Raw genomic sequence first — 16,245 nt, 5'->3', positions numbered from 1 at the left:
GGAGCTGCAGACCTGCCACGCCGGGGCAGCGCGTCGGCGTCCTCCGGGAGGCGCTCATCCGGCTCGCCGGGCAGGGCCTGGTCCGCGCCGAGCCACAGCTCGGGTTCACCGTCACGCCGTTGAGCCGGGCGGCCCTGATCGACCTCACCGAGGCCCGGGTGGTGCTGGAGAGCACCGTCTTCGGCTACGCCATCGAACACGGGGACACCCGCTGGGAGGCGGACGTGGTGGCCGCGCACCACCTGCTGGCCCGCACCCCGGTACGGGACGGGGACGACCCGGAGACGATCAGTCCGCAGTGGAGCGAGGCACACCTCGCCTTCCACCGGGCCCTGCTCGCCGGCTGCCCCAACCGGAGGTTGCGCGAGCTCGCCGACTCGCTCCGGGTGGCGGCCGAGCTCTACCGGCACTGGTCCCTGACCATCGGGGCCGAGCCGGAGCGCGACGTGGCGGCCGAGCACGCCGAACTGCTCACCGCCGTACTCGAACGGGACCTGGCCGGCGGTGCCGACCGGCTGGCCGCGCACATCCGGCGTACCGCGGAGAACCTGCTCGACCTCGCCGAGGAGGGCGGCGGCGAACGCGGCGGCCGGGCCGGCCCCGGCGGAGCCGCCGGCCGCACCGAACCGGGCCGGCTCGGGCGACGCCGCCCACCGCCGCTCGGCGGGCTCGGCAGCGGCTGAGGACCTGTTCGCGCCGGCGCGGCACGCCCCGCGCGAACGGCCGCCACCCGCGCGCCCGCGCCGCCACCCCCGCGCCCCGAGAGCCGGGCGCGGCCGGCCGGTTGGCTATGCTTCCGCACAGCCGCGAGCCGGCCCGTACCGCGAGGACCGGACGCGTCTCCAGCCATCCGCCGACCGGAAATTGAGCGATGAACGAGACTTCCTCCCTGCCCGCCACGGTCTTCGTGCACCCCTCGGCCGAGGTCGACGAGGGCGCCCAGATCGGCGCCGGCACCAAGATCTGGCACCTCGCCCACGTCCGCTCCACGGCCCGGATCGGCGCCGACTGCGTGATCGGCCGCAACGTCTACGTGGACGCGAACGCCGTCGTCGGCGACCTGGTGAAGGTCCAGAACAACGTCTCCGTCTACCAGGGCGTGACGATCGAGGACGAGGTCTTCGTCGGCCCGTGCGTGGTCTTCACCAACGACCTGCGGCCCCGGGCCCAGAACGCGGACTGGGAGATCACCCCGACGCTGGTCCGCAAGGGCGCCTCGATCGGCGCCAACGCCACCATCGTCTGCGGGATCGAGATCGGGTCGTACGCGATGATCGCCGCCGGTTCGGTGGTGACCAGGGACGTGGCGCCGTACCAGTTGGTGGCCGGGAACCCGGCCCGGCCGAAGGGCTGGGTCAACGCCCGCGGTGAGGTGGTCTCGCGGGACCCGGAGCGGCCGCCGGCCGGCATCGGGACCGGGGGCGGGTCGGCGGAGAGCCGCTGACCAGAGTTCCTGAACGCACCGGGCCCCGGCCGACGCGAGTCGACCGGGGCCCGGGGAGTGTTCCGGGGTCGTCAGCCGCCGATGAGCACCCGGCGGACACCGCTCCAGCGGGACGGGTCGGTCACCCGGCGACCGTCGACCAGCACCCGTACGTCGGGCAGGTCGCTGGCGCCCAGCGTCCGGTACTCGGCGTGGTCGGCCTGGACCACCGCCGCCGTCACCGCCTCACCCGCGTACGCGGGCAGGCCGTGCGCGGTCAACTCCTCGCTGGTGTACATCGGGTCCGAGACGTACGGCCGGGCGCCCCGCCGGCGCAGCGCCTCCACGGTCGGGAAGACGCCGGAGAAGGCGGTCTCCTTGACGCCACCCCGGTAGGCGGCGCCCAGCACCAGCACCTCCACGCCGGTCAGGTCACCGACCGCCGCGGCGAGCAGGTCGACGGCGTACTCCGGCATCGCCGCGTTCGCCTCCCGGGCCGACCGTACGACGGTGGCCGCCGGGTCGTTCCAGAGGTACATCCGCGGGTAGATCGGGATGCAGTGCCCGCCGACGGCGATGCCCGGGGAGTGGATGTGGCTGTACGGCTGGGTGTTGCAGGCCTCGATGACCTTGATGACGTCCACCCCGACGCTGTCGGCGAACCGGGCGAACTGGTTCGCCAGGCCGATGTTGACGTCCCGGTAGGTCGTCTCGGCGAGTTTGGCCAGCTCGGACGCCTCGGCCGAGCCGAGGTCCCACACGCCGTTGGGCCGGGACAGGTCGGGACGCTCGTCGAAGTCGAGCACCGCCTCGTAGAACTCGACGCCGCGCCGCGCCGAGGCCTCGTCCACCCCGCCGACCAGCTTGGGGTAGCGGCGCAGGTCGGCGAAGACCCGGCCGGTCAGCACCCGCTCGGGGCTGAAGACCAGGGTGAAGTCGCGGCCGACGGTCAGCCCGGAGCCCTCCTGGAGCATCGGCGCCCACCGGCTGCGGGTGGTGCCCACCGGCAGGGTGGTCTCGTAGCTGACCAGGGTGCCCGGGCGGAGCCCGGCGGCGATGGACCGGGTCGCGTCGTCCATCCAGCCGAAGTCCGGCACGCCCTCGGCGTCGACGAAGAGCGGCACCACCACGACGACGGCCTCGGACTCGGCGACCGCGGCGGTGGTGTCGGTGGTGGCGGAGAGCCGGCCGGCCGCCACCGCCTCCTTGAGCTTGACGTCCAGGTCGGCCTCGCCCGGGAACGGCACGGCGCCGTCGTTGACGAGCTTCACGACCCGCTCGGACACGTCGGCGCCGATCACCGAGTGCCCCTTGTCGGCGAACTGCACGGCGAGCGGCAGGCCGATCTTCCCAGAGCCGGCTTGCATAAGGATTTTCTGCGTGCCTACTACTTCTCCTCGAAGCCGCCTGCGCCGCAACCGGGCGATGACCCGGCGAGGCGTGACAGGCGCGATGGCGATCACGAGTTGGCCTCGGTGACTCGTGGTGGGGGTCACGACGTAGAACCGGACTCCCCTGCGGAAGATCATGCGTGCCGCGGTCGGCCGGGTCGGTGCCCGCAGCGCAGCCGAGCCGGTGCCGCCGAACGCGGTCAGTTGCGACCGTACCGCGTACAGCACGGCGCCGGCACCGGCGCCGTCGAGCAGCTGGTCCACCCGGAACCGGGCCTGGACCGTGCTGCCCGTGCTGTCCCGGGTCGTTCCCAGCGTGGCCCCGACGATCTCGCCGGCGGTCAGGCCGATCGGGCCGGAGGTGAGGCTGGCCAGGTCCCGGCGCGGGGTCCAGGCGGTGACGGTCAACACCCGGCTGCCGTCCTCGGCGGTCTCCCAGACCAGGTCGGTGGCCTCCAGCCGGGCCAGCCAGTCGGCCGCGACGTCGGAGACGTCGAACCAGTGGTCCGGCATCTCCAGCCGGGGGTCGCGGAATCCCGGGTAGCCGGCGTACCACCGGTCGCCGTCCACGATCGTCGGCGGTACGCCCTCCTCGGCGTCCTGCCGGATCACCGCGAGGACGTCGTCGACGGTGCCCCGCTGGGCGGTGGAGATCCGCAACCGGGCCTCGATGGCGAGCTGCTCGCGGATCTCCTCGGTGAGGTAGCGGTCGGCCAGCTCCCGGATCCCGGCCACCACCTCCTCCTGGACCGCCCGGTCGAGCGTGCGGAAGTCGTCCTCGACGAGCCGGGCGACCTCCCAGGTGAAGTGCCGGACGAGTACGGCGTCGCGCTGCTTGCCCGGCTCGATCAGCTCGGCGACGAAGGACATGATCGCCTCGGCGCAGCGGAGCCGTTCGGAGTGCCGGGAGCGGTAGGTGATGTTGTGCGCGTTGAGCCGGCGCACCGCGTGGTAGAACTCGTAGTCCGCCAGCACCGAGATCCGCTTCGCCCGGAAGCAGGCCTCCAGGGTGAACGGCTGGTCGCTGCCGACCGGCATGTCCTCCGGGTAGCGCAGCCCGTGCCGCTCGACCAGCTCCCGGCGGAACAGCTTGGTGTTCGACAGCGACCAGGGCAGCGCCGAGTCGAAGAGGGTTATCTCGACCTCGTTGCGCGCGAAGACCGCCTGGTGGATGTTGCGGGTGTTCACCCCGACGGTCCTGCCGAGCACCACGTCCGAGCCGTACTCGTCGGCCGCCCGGACCAACCGCTCCAGCGCCTCGGGACCCAGGTAGTCGTCCGCGCCGACGAAGAAGACGTACCGGCCGGTGGCCTGGTCCAGGGCGCGGTTGCTGGGCGCGGCCGGGCCCCCCGAGTTGGCCTGGTGGATCACCTTGACGGTGTCCGGGTAGAGCCGGGCGAACCGGTCCAGCTCCCGGCCGCTGCCGTCGGTGGACCCGTCGTCGACGGCGATCACCTCGAGCCGGTCCCGGCCGATGCTCTGCCGCACCAGCGAGCTGAGGCACCGGGTGAGGTACGGCATGGTGTTGTAGACCGCCACCACCACGGTGACGTCGGGAGCGTTCACGCGCCGGTCCCCGCCGAACCGACCGGTGCCGGTGCGGCCACCGTCGACCCGGCGGGGTCGACGCGGTCCGGCAGGAGCCGGCGGTAGACCGCGTCCAGCACCTCAGCCTGCGCCGCCCAGGTCCACGAGTCCAACAGCCCCGGCTTGTCGTAGGCCGCCCGGTAACTCTCCGGATCGGCGAGTACGGCCCGGACCGCCCGCACGTAGTCCGCGACGTTTTCGGCCCGGAACACCTCGCCCTGGCCGGTCGCCCGCACCGTCTCCGCCATCGTGCGCACGTCGCTGACCACCAGCGGCAGCCGCGCGTGCGAATACTCGAAGAACTTCGTGATCAACGCGATCTCGTGGTTCGGGAAGTGCTGGATCGGGATCACCCCGACATCCGCCCCCGACAGGAACGGCACCACCTGCCAGTGCGGCACGTACGGCAGCACGTGCAACCGGTCCGCCACCCGCAACTGCCGGGCCCGGGACACCAGCCCCCGCACGTACGGGCCGTCCGGCTTGTTCACCACCAGGGCGACGTGCGCCTCGGACAGCTCGGGCATCGCCTCGACCACCAGGTCGAGACCCCGCTTCGCCGCCGCCACGCCGCTGTAGACCAGCAGCGGCGTCCCCGGGGCGACCCCGCAGCGCGCGCGCAGCTCCGGCACCGGAGCAGCGCCCGGGTCCGGTCCGGGCCGGATGTCGGGCGCGTTGAGCACCACCGCCGGCGCCTCGGCCAGGCCGTGCTCCCGGGTCAGCAGCTCGGCCAGGGCGGCGGAGACCGTGATGGCGGCATCCGCGAAGGGCACGTACTCCCGCTCGTGCAGGCGGTGTGCCGGCAGCCACCGGGCGTTGTCCTGCCACGGCTGGACGCCGGGCAGGAACTCGTGGGCGTCCCAGACCAGCTTGACCGACCGGCCGGCGGCCTCGGCCCGGAGCTTGGCCCGGGCGCCGACGCCGACCATCCGGAAGTCGTGCGCGTGGATCAGGTCGGGGGCCAGCTCGTCCAGCACCGGCCCGAAGGCCAGCTCGTAGTCCCACAGCCCCGGCTCCAGGCGACGCCAGGCCCGGTCGCCCTGTACCGTCCGCCAGAACACCGTGTAGAGACGGTCCCAGGGACCACCCAGCTTGCGGCCCGTGCGGGCCCGGGTGAGCTGCCAGTACCGGAACGACACCCAGCGCCGCAGCCACTGCGCGGCGATCCGCTCGACCCGCAGCCGACGCCGCAGGCCGGGGTCCGACCGGCCGGACCGGGCGGCCACGGTCAGGGCCGCCTCGCGCAGCCCGATGTCCGTCTGCCAGGCCTTCACCCACTGGGCGCGGTGCGCGGCGATCCCGCTCGGCGGGTACGCCAGCGGCCAGCGCAGCCAGGCCCGGCGGAACTCGTGCCGTCGACGGGCCAGCGGATCGGGCATCGGGACCAGGCGCACCTGCGCGGCACCGAGGTGCCAGGTCTGCGGTGCGCCGACCGGCGCCCGGCCCAGCAGGGTGACGTCCCAGCCGGCCTCGGCGGCGGATCGGGCGACCTTCTGCACCCGGGAGTCGCCGTGGACGCCGTTGTCGACGAGCATGACGACCCGGCCACGCGTGGCCCGTGGCCCGGCAGCCCGGTCCGAATCCATGATCTGTGTCTCTGCCTCTCCTGCAGGCCGTGTCACGGAGAACCCCGGCGAGTGTACGGCAACCCCCCACCAGCAGTCCTGACCGCTTGTCGCGGTCGTGCCCGGTCGCCGGCGGTGAGGTCGGTTACCCGGTCTGCGGGCCGGGACGCCCCGGCAGCAGCCGGGTGTAGACCTCGTCCAGCACCTCGGCCTGGGCCTCCCAGGTCCAGCGCTCCAGCAGGCCGGGCTCGTCGTACGCCGCCCGGTAGCGCTTCGGATCCGCCAGCACCGCCCGGACGGCCCGGACGTAGTCGGTCACGTCCTCGGCCCGGAACACCTCGCCCTGACCGGTCCGGCGGACCGTCTCGGCCATGGTCCTGACGTCGCTGACCACGATCGGCAGCCGGGCGTGCGAGTACTCGAAGAACTTCGTGATCAGCGCGATCTCGTGGTTGGGCCAGTGGTGGATCGGGATGACCCCGACGTCGGCACCGGACAGGAAGGGCACCACCTGCCAGAACCGGACGTACGGCAGCAGGTGCACCCGGTCGGCGACGCCGAGTTCGGCGGCCCGGGCCAGGAGCTGCTGCACGTACGGGTCGGTGGCGCTCGGCACCACGAAGCCGACGTGGACGTCGTCGAGCTGCGGCAGGGCCTCGACCATCGTGTCGAGCCCGCGCTGGACGGCGGCGCCACCGCTGTAGACCAGCAGGGGCACGTCCGGCCCGATGCCGCAGATGGCCCGGATGTCCGGGACCGGCAGGTCGAGCTCGTCGTCGTCCGGGGTGTGCGTGCCGTGCGGCGCGTTGAGGACCACGTACGGCCGCTGCTTCAACCCGTGCTCCTGCACGAGCAGGTCGCCGAGGCTCTCCGACACCGTGATCACCGCGTCCGCGTACCGCCCGTACTCCCGCTCCGCGGCGCGGAGCCCGGGCAGCCACTGGGCGGTGTTCCCACCCGGGTTGATACCGGGCAGGAACTCGTGCACGTCCCAGACCAGCTTCACGTCGCGACCGGCGGCCCGGCCCCGGATCGCGGCCCGGGCGGCGACGCCGACCATCCGGAAGTCGTGCGCGTGGATCAGGTCCGGCTTCAGCTTGTCGATCACCGGCCCGAACGCCAGCTCGAAGTCCCAGAGCCGGGGCTCCAGCTTGCGCCAGGCCCGGTCCCCCATCACCTTCTGCCAGACGAACGCCTGCGCCCGGTCCCACGGCCCGGTCAGCCGGCGCCGCGCCTCCTGGGCGCGGTTGAGCTGCCGGTAGCGCAGCCCCACCCAGCCGGCGACCAGCTTCGCGAGCACCTGCTGCGCGCGCAGCGCGGCCCTGCGCAACGGCAGCGCCGCCGGCGGCCTGCCGGAGCGCGCGGCCAGCACGAGCAGCGACTGGCGCACCCGCAGGTCCGCCCGCCACGCCTTCACCGACTGGTGCCGGTAGGCCGCGACGCCGGTGGGCGGGTAGGCCAGCGGCCCCCGCAGCCAGCGACGGCGGAAATCGTGCGGCCGCTTGGTCAGCGGCGAGGACATCGGGATCAGCCGGACCTCGGCAGCGCCCTCCTGCCAGGTGTGCGCCTGCCGGTCCTTGGAGCGCCCCAGCAGGATCACGTCCCAGCCGGCGTCCGCCGCCGAGCGCGCCGTCTTCTGCACCCGGGAGTCGCCCTTGACGGCGTTGTGGACCAGCATGACCACGCGTCCTCGGGTCTGGCCCGACCCCGGACCGTTCGGGACGTGCATGACGCTCCTACCTCTTTCCGCCGGCCGGCCCGGCCGGATCACAGTGAGATCTATCGGTGCCGACGGCGCCGGCTCCGGTCAGGCAGCCCGATCGGCCAGGAGTTCCAGCTTCAGCGCCGAGGTGGCGAGCACGCCCGGACGTCGTCGCGCCAACCTACATCCGAGGGCGACCGAGTCTATGTCCCCGGCGACGATCGCATCAATGTGGCCCAGTTCGTCCGGCCGCAGCCGGCGTACCCCACGGCGGGCCAGCAGTGCCGCCCGGAGCTGGCCGTAGAGCAGTCCCGGGACCCGCCGGGCCAGTCGCCCGACCCGGTTGGCCGGCGCCGGCCGCACGAGCAGGTTCTCCAGCGCGCGCAGCGGGGTGCGCTCCCCCGCGCCGAGCAGCCACCGCACCCGGACCCCGGGGTCGATGCCGGGCCCGGCCGCCGCCTCGGCGGCGACGACGAGAAGCACCTCGACCCGCCGCGCCGTCAGCTCGGCCGCGAACGCCAGCACCCGGTCCGACAACCGGGGGTCCAGCGCCAGCAGCAGGACCCGCCGCGTGCCGTCCGCCCCGCTCATCGGGCCGCCTCCCGGCCCGGGTCGCCACTCGGGTCGGCGCCCCGGTCGGCCGGGTGCGGCGCGAACCGGGGACCCGCCAGGGACCGCAGCCGCTCCTGGAGCGGGGCCAGGACCAGATCCCGGGCGTACCGGTCGGCGTGCCGTCGGGCCGCCGCGCGCTGCCCGGGATCGAGGCCGCGGGCCGCCTTCGCGGCGAGGAGCATCGCCTGGGCCACGTCCGCGGGTTCGAGACTGCGCGGTTTGAACCACAGTGGATAGTCGGCCAGGATCTCCTCGGCGGCGATGCCGGGCGCGTGCACCGAGACGATCGGACGTCCCGTCGTCATGTACTCGAAGATCTTTCCGGAGGTGACGTACTTCGAGCCACCGGCGAGGAAGACCAGCACGTCGCTGTCCTCGTACACCCCGGCGACCTCGGTCTTGGAGACCGGGCCGCAGTAGCGGACACCGCCGTCCGAACCGTCCGCCCCGGCCAGCCCGAGCCGCCCCAGCAGGTCGTTCGGGCTGCTCTGGAAGAAGCCGAGATGACCGTGGATCCGCAACTGCGCGTCGGCGAGCTCGCCGTGCGCCCGGGCCAACCGGAACCCGGCGACCAGTTCCTCGATCGGCTGGACCCGGGTGACGGTGCCGAGGTACGAGAACCGGAGCGGCCTGGTCCGGTCGGTCGGCGACGGCTCCGCCGCCGGGGTCAGGTCCGGGTCCCAGCCGTTCGGCACCACCATCATCCGGTCCGCGACGCCGGGGTACCGCCCCGCGTGCCACTCGCGCAGCGCCTCGTTGACGAAGACCGCCCCGGCCGACCGCTGAAGCACCCGGCGCTCCCACCGCCAGGCCGGATGGCCCTGCGGGAACGCGGGACCGTTGGTGAACAGGTCGAGCGTCCAGGAATCCCGGTAGTCCAGGACGTACGGCACCCCGGTCAACCGGCCGAAGAGCCAGGCCGCCGCGAACGAGGCGAACGGGTTGCCGGTGGCCAGTACGGCGTCGAACCGCCGGCGCCGGTGCAACCGGAGACCGCGGCCCACGGCCGCCAGTCCCCAGGAGGCGTAGTGCTCCGGAAACCCGACCCGCTGGCCGAGGTGGTACAGCTTCTGGGCCGTCCGGGGCAGGTTCCGGCGGAACCGGCCGTACCGGCGCAGGTCCTTCTCCCAGACGAACTGGTTCAGCGCCGGACGCTCCACCCGGATCCGGGGGTCCACGGTCGCGGCCAGTCCGGTGTCGACCGAGCCGAGCACGTCGTGGAGGAAGCTCAGCGGGGCGGCGCACACCGTCACGTCCCAGCCGCGCCCGGCGAAGTGGTTCGCGGTCGCGCGGGCCCGGTAGACCCCGCTGGCCCGGGACGGCGGGAAGTAGAAGGCCAGGTAGAGCAGGCGCGGCCGCCGGGACGCTCCCTCACCGCCGATCGGCTCCGTCACCGCCCGTCGGCTCGCTTCCCGGCCGTGCCACCCTCGGCGGACGCGCCCACCTGCCCGGCGTACTCCAGTCCGAACGACAGCCTCGGCACGGCGCCGCCGCGCGCCTCGTAGTCGGCGACCAGCCCGGCGGCGTACGGCATCGAGGCCGGGTCGGTGACCACGATCAGGTCGAACGCCGCGTCGTCCAGCAGGGTGCGCCGGATCAGCGAGTGGGACCCCTCGCCCCAGCCCGACCGGTACAGCGGCACCACCAGCCGCCGGTGCACCCGGTCGGCGAAGCGGGTCTCGTAGGTGCCGGAGACCCGCTTGGCCCCGCTGCGCAGGGGACCCCGACCGACCACCCGGAACAGCTTGCGGGGCGCCCGGTAGAGCACGAGCTGCTCGATCCGCACCGGCAACCGGGAGGACTCCAGCCGGGCCAGCTCGACCACCCGCACGGCCGGATCGAACTTCACCCGGCGCCAGGGCTTCTTCTGGTCGATCAGCACCACGGCCCGACCGCCGTCCGCGACGACCTGGGCGGACTCCTCGACCGCTGCCCGGGTCCGGCTCGCCCCGAGGGCGAGGAAAAGTACCTGCACGGTCACTCCATCGGATTGGTGGCCGCGAGCGGCGCCGTGGCGGCCGGCACCGCGCCGTCGGTGTCGGTCTCGGGGAACCAGACGCGGGAATGCGCCCGCGCCACGGCCTCGTACCCGTACCGGCTGGTCAGTACGGCGCGCGCGTGCGGCAGGTCCACGCCGTCCGGGAAGCGGTCGCGCAGCCGCCGGTAGCCGGCGACGATGGTGTCCGGATCGTCGGTGACGTCGATCAGCCCGCCGGCCGCGTCCTCGATCCCGGCGAGCGTCTCCTCCGGCCCGCCGCACCGGGTCACCAGCACCGGCATGCCGGCGGCGACGGCCTCCACCACGGTCATGCCGAAGGTCTCCAGCCGGCTGGGATGGATCAGCAGGTCGTGCTCGCGCATCAGCTCCAGCGCCCGGTCGGGCAGCACCGAGCCCACGAAGGTGACCGCCTCCGCCAGACCCAGCTCCTGGGCCCGCGACGTCAGGGCGGCGCGCAGCCGCCCCTCCCCCACGAAGGTCAGGCTCAACTCCGGATCCTCCGCCCGGCACCGGGCGAAGGCCTCCAGCAGCAGGCCCACGCCCTTGCGCTCGCTGAGCGTGCCGACGTAGAGCCAGCGCCGCAGCGCGGTGACCGGACGCTGGCGGGGCTCCCCGAAGGCGATCGGGTTGGGCATGAAGGTGATCCGGTCGGCGTGGTGCGGGAACGCCTCCACGAGCACGGAACGCACCGCCTCACCCACCGCGAAGACGCCGGTCGCCCGCCGGATCACCTCGTCGTACATGGCCCGGGAGTCCGGCTCCGCCAGCACCGACGGCAGGAACGTCGCGTGCTCCGTCACGAAGACCCGGGCGTCGGGGCGGGCGTTCTCCAACGCGGTCCACCCGCCGCGCAGCCCGACGTGCGCGTGCACCACCGACGCGTCGATCGGGCGTCCGCCGAGCGCGGTCCGGAGCGCGTCGGAGTGCCGCCGCGCCGACTGGGCGAAGCTCACCCCGACCCGTACCGGCACCGGCAGGTAGCACAGGCCGGCCCCGGCGACCGTGCCGGAGTGCCGGACGCCGCGAGTCAGCAGCCCCGGCAGCGAGCGCATGATCGCCTCGTCCTGCGGTACCGGGACCCGGGCACCCCAGCCGTCGACGTGGTAGACCGTGGCGCGGTCCCAGGCCGACGCCGTCGCCTCGACCATCGCCTGCACGAAGGCGCCGCCGAACGGCACCTGCCGGGTCGGGTACCAGGGCGTGACGACGGCCACGTCCCGGCCAGCGGGGACCCCCACGGACTCTCCTTCTCTGCTCGCCGGGTCGGCCGGCGGATCACCGGTCGGCCGCGGTCGTGGTCGGTGGTGCCGGACCGTCAGGAGCGAACGGCGGACACGACGGGATCCGGTTCGGCCACCGGCTCGACGGGGCCGGCGACCGCCGCTGCGGCGGGCGCCTCGTCCGGGCCCGGGAACTCGGGCAGCAACCGGGTGTACAGCGCGTCCAGGGTCGCGGCCTGCGCCTCCCAGCTCCACTCCTGGAGCATGCCGGGCCGCTCGTAGGCGGCGCGGTACCGCTGCGGGTCGGCCAGCACCAGCTTCACCGCGCGGATGAAGTCGGCCAGGTCCTGCGCCCGGAACACCTCGCCCTGGCCGGTCGACCGCACCATCTCGGCCATCGTCTTGACGTCGCTGACCACCAGCGGCAGCCGGGCGTGCGAGTACTCGAAGAACTTGTTGCTCAACGCGATCTCGTGGTTGGGCAGGTGGTGCAGCGGGCTGACCGCCGCGTCCGCGCTCGCCAGCACCCGGGACACCTGCCAGTGCGGCACGTACGGCAGCATGTGCACCCGGTCCGCCACGCCCAATTCGACCGTGCGGGCCCGCAACTGGTCCGCCGCCCGGTTCGCGCCGCTGGGATGCAGCGACAGCATCGCCAGGTGCACGTCGGGCAGGCTGACCAGTGCCTCGACGACGAGGTCGACGCCGCGCACCGGGGTGATGCCGCCGGAGTAGGCCAGCAGCGGGGTGTCCGCCGCGAGCCCGCAGAGCGAGCGCAGGCCCGGCACCGGGGCACCGTCGCCGGCCTCCTCGGCGGCCAGCACCGGGGCGTTCATCACCACGGTCGGCCGCTCGGTCAGCTTGTGGTCGTGCCGCAGCAGGTCGGCCAGGTCCTCCGAGACCGTCACCACCGCGTCGGCGTACGGGGCGTACTCCCGCTCGTAGGCGACCTGGGCGGGCAGCCAGCCGGGGGTGCGGGGGCGCAGGCCGGGCACGTACTCGTGGGCGTCCCAGACGAACCGGACCGACCGGCCCTTGGCCCGGGCCCGCGCCGCGGCCCGGGCGCCGACGCCCACCATCTTGAAGTCGTGCGCGTGGATGAGGTCCGGCCGCAGGTCGTCGATCACCTTGGCGAAGCCCAACTCCCACTGCCAGAGCGAGGGGTCGAGCCGACGCCAGCTCCGGTCGCCCATGGTCGCCTGCCAGAACCGGATGGTCAGCCGGTTCAGGGGCGAACGGGGGTTGATCCGCGCCTCGCGGAGCTTGCGGGTCTCCCGCGCCCGGAACCGCACCCACCGGCTGGTCACCGCGAGCCCGAGGCGGGGGAAGAGCAGCCGCGGCTCGTTGAGCAGCCCGGCACCGCGCCCGCCGACCGCGCCACGGGCGGCCCGGAGCTGGGCAATCCGGGCGACGATGTCCGCGCGCCACGCCTTCATCGAGTCCAGCCGCAGGACCACGTGCCGCCCGGGCGGGTAGGCGAGGGGGCGACGCAGCGAGCGGCCCCGCCGGTGCCAGGGCTCGACCAGGTCGCTCGGGACCGGGACCAGCCGTACCTCGGCGTCGCCGATCCGCCAGGACTCGACGGTCGTCGCGTCGGCCTTCCTGCCGATCAGGGTGACGTCCCAGCCGGCCTCCGCGGCCGAGCGGGCGGCCTTCTGTACCCGGGAGTCCCCGTTGACGCCGTTGTCCACCAGCATCACGACCCGGCCCCGAGTGCGCCGCGCCGAGGCGGTCCCGTCCACGCTCATAATGCCTGTCTCTGCCTCTCCCGCAGCACCGGTCTCCCGAGAACCCCGGCGAGTGTACGGCAAACGCCGCGCGAATCGTCCCGGCCCATCTGTTTGCCGGCACCGACATACCGGTCCCCTCGCGGACAACCGCGCCGACCTGGGACGGGGCGTCGACAACCGCCCGGGACGGGTGGTACGCCCCCGGACCTGGCGCCCCGGTGGGCACTCCGCCGGGGCGTACGGAGATCCGCTCCGGCCGAGAGCCCGGGTCGATATCGGAAGACATGACGTATTGTGTTGGCGCCAGGTGCGGTGGAACGGCGTCCGAGGCGGCGCCCCGGGACCGGTCGGCCCTGGCTGATCCCCCCGTTGAGGTTCACAACTATCCGGGAGACAAGCGGTGAAGGTAGTCAGTGTCGTCGGTGCCCGTCCGCAGTTGGTCAAGCTCGCACCGATAGCGGCGGCCTTCGCCCGCACAGACCACCAGCACGTCATCGTGCACACGGGTCAGCACTACGACGCCGACCTCTCCGACGTCTTCTTCTCCGGGCTCGGCATCCCCGACCCGGACGTGCACCTCGGCGTCGGATCCGGCAGCCACGGCACGCAGACCGGTCGCATCCTGGAGGCCATGGATCCGGTGCTGGCCCGGGAGAACCCCGACTGGGTACTGGTCTACGGCGACACCAACTCGACCCTGGCCGGCACCGTCTCGGCGGTGAAGCAGCACCTCAAGGTGGCGCACCTGGAGGCCGGGCTGCGCTCGTTCAACCGCCGGATGCCGGAGGAGCACAACCGGGTCCTCACCGACCACGCCGCCGACCTGCTGCTGGCGCCGACCGGGGAGGCGCTGCGGCACCTCGCCACCGAGGGACTGGCCAGCCGCTCGGTGCTCAGCGGCGACGTGATGGTCGACGTCTGCCTCCGCATCCGGGACGCGGTGCTCGCCGGCCAGCACCCCCGCCCCGCCCTGCCCGACGGGGTCGACCCGGACGCCCCGTACCTGCTCGCCACGCTGCACCGGGCCGAGAACACCGACGACCCGGCCCGGTTGGCCGGGCTGGTCGAGGCGCTCGCCGGCCTGCCGGTCCCGGTCGCGCTCCTCGCGCACCCCCGGCTGCTCGCCCGGGCCGAGGAGCAGGGCCTCAAGCTCGCCCAGGGTGCCCTGCACATCGGACGTCCGGTCGGCTACGCCGCGATGGTCTCCGCCGTCCTCGGCTCGGTCGGCGTGGTCACCGACTCCGGCGGCCTCCAGAAGGAGGCGTACCTGCTGGAGCGGCCCTGCACCACACTGCGCTCCGAGACCGAGTGGCTGGAGACGCTCGAGGGCGACTGGAACCGGCTCGTGCCGGACCCAGCGCTGCTCGGTCCGGCCGAGTGGACCCGGACGGCCACCCGTCCGGCGCCGGAGACCCCGCTCGGCACGCCCTTCGGCGACGGGCGGGCCGCCGAGCGCGTCGTCGCGATCCTCGAGGAGCGGGCTAGTCTGGAGACCCCGGCGTAACCGCCGGTGGGTGGAACCGGCCTGCCGGCGCGTCGCGCCCGCCACCCGGGGTGCCCGTCGTGGTGCCCAGCCGAACTCAAGGATCCTGCGAGTGAACGCCGTCACGTGTCCGGGTAGACCCGCCGCCGTCGGGAGCAGCTGATGACCACCGAGCCCAGGCGCCGGCCTCGGGTCCTGTACCTGTCGTTCTACTTCCCGCCCTCGCGGGCCAGTGGTGTCTACCGGGCCCGGGCCACCGCCAACCACCTGGCCGCCCGGGACTGGGACGTGACGGTCTTCGCCGCGCCGCTGCGGTTCCTGCACGAGGTGACGGGGTCCGTCGACGAGAAGCTCGCCGAGACGGTCGACCCGCGCATCCGGGTGGAGCGTCCCGACCTGAGCCACTTCAAGTGGGAACGGGACCTGCGTCGATTCAGCCGGTTCCGGCGCACCATGCCGATCCTGGCCCGCAACCTCTACGAGGCCGGGCAGCGGATCTTCCCCGAGCACTACGCGTCGTGGGGCTACCACGCGGTCCGGAAAGCGCTCCGGTTGCACGCCCGGCACCGCTTCGACGTCGTGGTCGCCACCGGCAACCCGTTCGCCTCCTTCGCCGCCGCGTGGCTGTTCCACCGCCTCACCCGGGTCCCGTACGTGGTCGACTACCGGGACTCCTGGACGCTGGACCTCTTCGCCGACAAGCCCGGCTTCCCGGACGGCCATCCGGCGTGGGGATGGGAGCGGCGGGTGCTCTCCCGCGCCTCGGCGGCGGTCTTCGTCAACGAGGCGCTGCGCGGCTGGCACGCCGAGCGGTACCCGGCCGCGGCGGACCGGATGATGGTGGTCCCGAACGGTTGGGACCCGGACCTGCTCACCGAGGTCGGGGACGCGGAGCCGGCGGTACGCCCGGACGCGCCGGCCCCGCTGCGCTTCTCCTACGTCGGCACGCTCACCGCCGCCCAGCCGGTGGAGGAGATGGCGTCGGCGTTCGAGATCGCCCGGCGGCATCCCGACCTCGCCGACGCCGAGCTGAACATCTACGGTCACCTCGGTTTCTTCCAGAGCAGCCAGTCCGCGCTGCTGGAGCGGCTCGGCCTGGACGGCGACCGGCGGGACACCGCGAATGTGCCGGACCGGGGCATCCGCTACCGGGGCCCGGTGGCGAAGACGCAGATCTCCCGGGCGTACGCCGACAGTGACGTGCTCGTCTTTCTCGCCGGCGGCGCGCGGTACGTGACCTCCGGCAAGATCTTCGAGTACATGGCCGCCGCCCGGCCGATCGTGTCGGTACACGCGCCCGGCATCGCGGCCACCGAGGTACTCCGTGGCTATCCACTGTGGTTCAACGCGGACAGCCTCGACCCGGAGCAGATCGCGCAGTCCATGATGGCCGCCGGGAAGATGGCCCGCGACCTGACTCCGGAACTCCGGGCCGCCGCGCGCCGCCACGCGGAGGCGTACACCCGGGAGACCGTGCTCGGGCCGCTCGAGGCGAAGCTGCGCACCCTGACCTGAGCGATGACGCCCTTGACC

General features: G+C 73.6%; 12 protein-coding genes and 1 pseudogene. 4 read left to right on the top strand and 9 right to left on the bottom strand.

The window, feature by feature from the left end; genetic code table 11:
* Both ACQEUR_RS23150 and ACQEUR_RS23145 read left to right on the top strand, forming a co-directional pair.
* Positions 1–683 (top strand): GntR family transcriptional regulator (locus ACQEUR_RS23150; RefSeq protein ID WP_433034743.1); only part of this gene is annotated, 683 nt, incomplete at its 5' end.
* Between the two features lie 188 nt (positions 684–871).
* Positions 872–1,444 (top strand): acyltransferase, encoded by a 573-nt coding sequence (locus ACQEUR_RS23145; protein WP_433034741.1) that lies wholly within the window; start codon positions 872–874, stop codon positions 1,442–1,444.
* 71 nt (positions 1,445–1,515) lie between these two features.
* Here ACQEUR_RS23145 and ACQEUR_RS23140 read toward each other — a convergent pair whose 3' ends face one another.
* The 9 genes and pseudogenes from ACQEUR_RS23140 to ACQEUR_RS23100 form a co-directional block, all read right to left on the bottom strand.
* Positions 1,516–2,790 carry a nucleotide sugar dehydrogenase gene (locus tag ACQEUR_RS23140; protein WP_433034757.1) on the bottom strand — a complete coding sequence of 425 codons (1,275 nt, stop codon included), beginning with the start codon at positions 2,788–2,790 and terminating at the stop codon, positions 1,516–1,518.
* A 39-nt stretch (positions 2,791–2,829) separates the two neighbouring features.
* A pseudogene (locus tag ACQEUR_RS23135) lies at positions 2,830–4,380 on the bottom strand (glycosyltransferase family 2 protein); the annotation flags it as partial.
* Positions 4,377–5,936, bottom strand: coding sequence for a glycosyltransferase family 4 protein (locus ACQEUR_RS23130; RefSeq protein WP_433034754.1), 1,560 nt, complete (start codon positions 5,934–5,936; stop codon positions 4,377–4,379). The pseudogene ACQEUR_RS23135 and the gene ACQEUR_RS23130, both read right to left, overlap by 4 nt.
* Positions 5,937–6,111: 175 nt before the next feature.
* Entirely contained in the window at positions 6,112–7,644 is a 1,533-nt protein-coding gene (locus tag ACQEUR_RS23125; protein ID WP_433034739.1) for a glycosyltransferase family 4 protein, read from the bottom strand.
* A gap of 129 nt (positions 7,645–7,773) precedes the next feature.
* Positions 7,774–8,259 (bottom strand): hypothetical protein, encoded by a 486-nt coding sequence (locus tag ACQEUR_RS23120; protein ID WP_433034737.1) that lies wholly within the window; start codon positions 8,257–8,259, stop codon positions 7,774–7,776.
* Positions 8,256–9,629 carry a glycosyltransferase gene (locus ACQEUR_RS23115; protein ID WP_433034751.1) on the bottom strand — a complete coding sequence of 458 codons (1,374 nt, stop codon included), beginning with the start codon at positions 9,627–9,629 and terminating at the stop codon, positions 8,256–8,258. The genes ACQEUR_RS23120 and ACQEUR_RS23115 overlap by 4 nt, the downstream gene beginning before the upstream one ends.
* Positions 9,630–9,670: 41 nt before the next feature.
* The gene (locus ACQEUR_RS23110) at positions 9,671–10,255 is read right to left on the bottom strand and encodes a hypothetical protein (RefSeq protein WP_433034736.1); all 585 of its coding nucleotides are present in this window, start codon (positions 10,253–10,255) and stop codon (positions 9,671–9,673) included.
* Between the two features lie 2 nt (positions 10,256–10,257).
* The gene (locus ACQEUR_RS23105; RefSeq protein ID WP_433034734.1) at positions 10,258–11,517 is read right to left on the bottom strand and encodes a glycosyltransferase family 4 protein; all 1,260 of its coding nucleotides are present in this window, start codon (positions 11,515–11,517) and stop codon (positions 10,258–10,260) included.
* Between the two features lie 77 nt (positions 11,518–11,594).
* A complete protein-coding gene (locus ACQEUR_RS23100; protein WP_433034732.1) occupies positions 11,595–13,247 on the bottom strand; it encodes a glycosyltransferase family 4 protein in 1,653 nt (550 codons plus the stop codon).
* Between the two features lie 382 nt (positions 13,248–13,629).
* On the opposite strand from ACQEUR_RS23100, the gene wecB reads away from it, so the two are divergent.
* Positions 13,630–14,733, top strand: a complete 1,104-nt coding sequence (wecB, locus tag ACQEUR_RS23095; RefSeq protein ID WP_433034730.1) for a non-hydrolyzing UDP-N-acetylglucosamine 2-epimerase — start codon at positions 13,630–13,632, stop codon at positions 14,731–14,733.
* 141 nt (positions 14,734–14,874) lie between these two features.
* The gene (locus tag ACQEUR_RS23090) at positions 14,875–16,227 is read left to right on the top strand and encodes a glycosyltransferase (RefSeq protein WP_433034728.1); all 1,353 of its coding nucleotides are present in this window, start codon (positions 14,875–14,877) and stop codon (positions 16,225–16,227) included.
* Positions 16,228–16,245 lie beyond the last annotated feature (18 nt).

The organism is Plantactinospora sp. CA-290183, assembly GCF_050936375.1.
Classification (GTDB): Bacteria; Actinomycetota; Actinomycetes; order Mycobacteriales; family Micromonosporaceae; genus Plantactinospora.
This window is presented reverse-complemented; position numbering and strand designations above follow the sequence as displayed.

Excerpts from the sequence above, each read along its gene's own strand:
- ACQEUR_RS23120 (WP_433034737.1), bottom strand. The coding sequence starts at position 8,259 with ATGAGCGGGGCGGACGGCACGCGGCGGGTCCTGCTGCTGGCGCTGGAC.
- ACQEUR_RS23100 (WP_433034732.1), bottom strand. The coding sequence starts at position 13,247 with ATGAGCGTGGACGGGACCGCCTCGGCGCGGCGCACTCGGGGCCGGGTC.
- ACQEUR_RS23125 (WP_433034739.1), bottom strand. The coding sequence starts at position 7,644 with ATGCTGGTCCACAACGCCGTCAAGGGCGACTCCCGGGTGCAGAAGACG.
- ACQEUR_RS23130 (WP_433034754.1), bottom strand. The coding sequence starts at position 5,936 with ATGCTCGTCGACAACGGCGTCCACGGCGACTCCCGGGTGCAGAAGGTC.
- ACQEUR_RS23145 (WP_433034741.1), top strand. The coding sequence starts at position 872 with ATGAACGAGACTTCCTCCCTGCCCGCCACGGTCTTCGTGCACCCCTCG.
- ACQEUR_RS23140 (WP_433034757.1), bottom strand. The coding sequence starts at position 2,790 with ATGCAAGCCGGCTCTGGGAAGATCGGCCTGCCGCTCGCCGTGCAGTTC.
- ACQEUR_RS23090 (WP_433034728.1), top strand. The coding sequence starts at position 14,875 with ATGACCACCGAGCCCAGGCGCCGGCCTCGGGTCCTGTACCTGTCGTTC.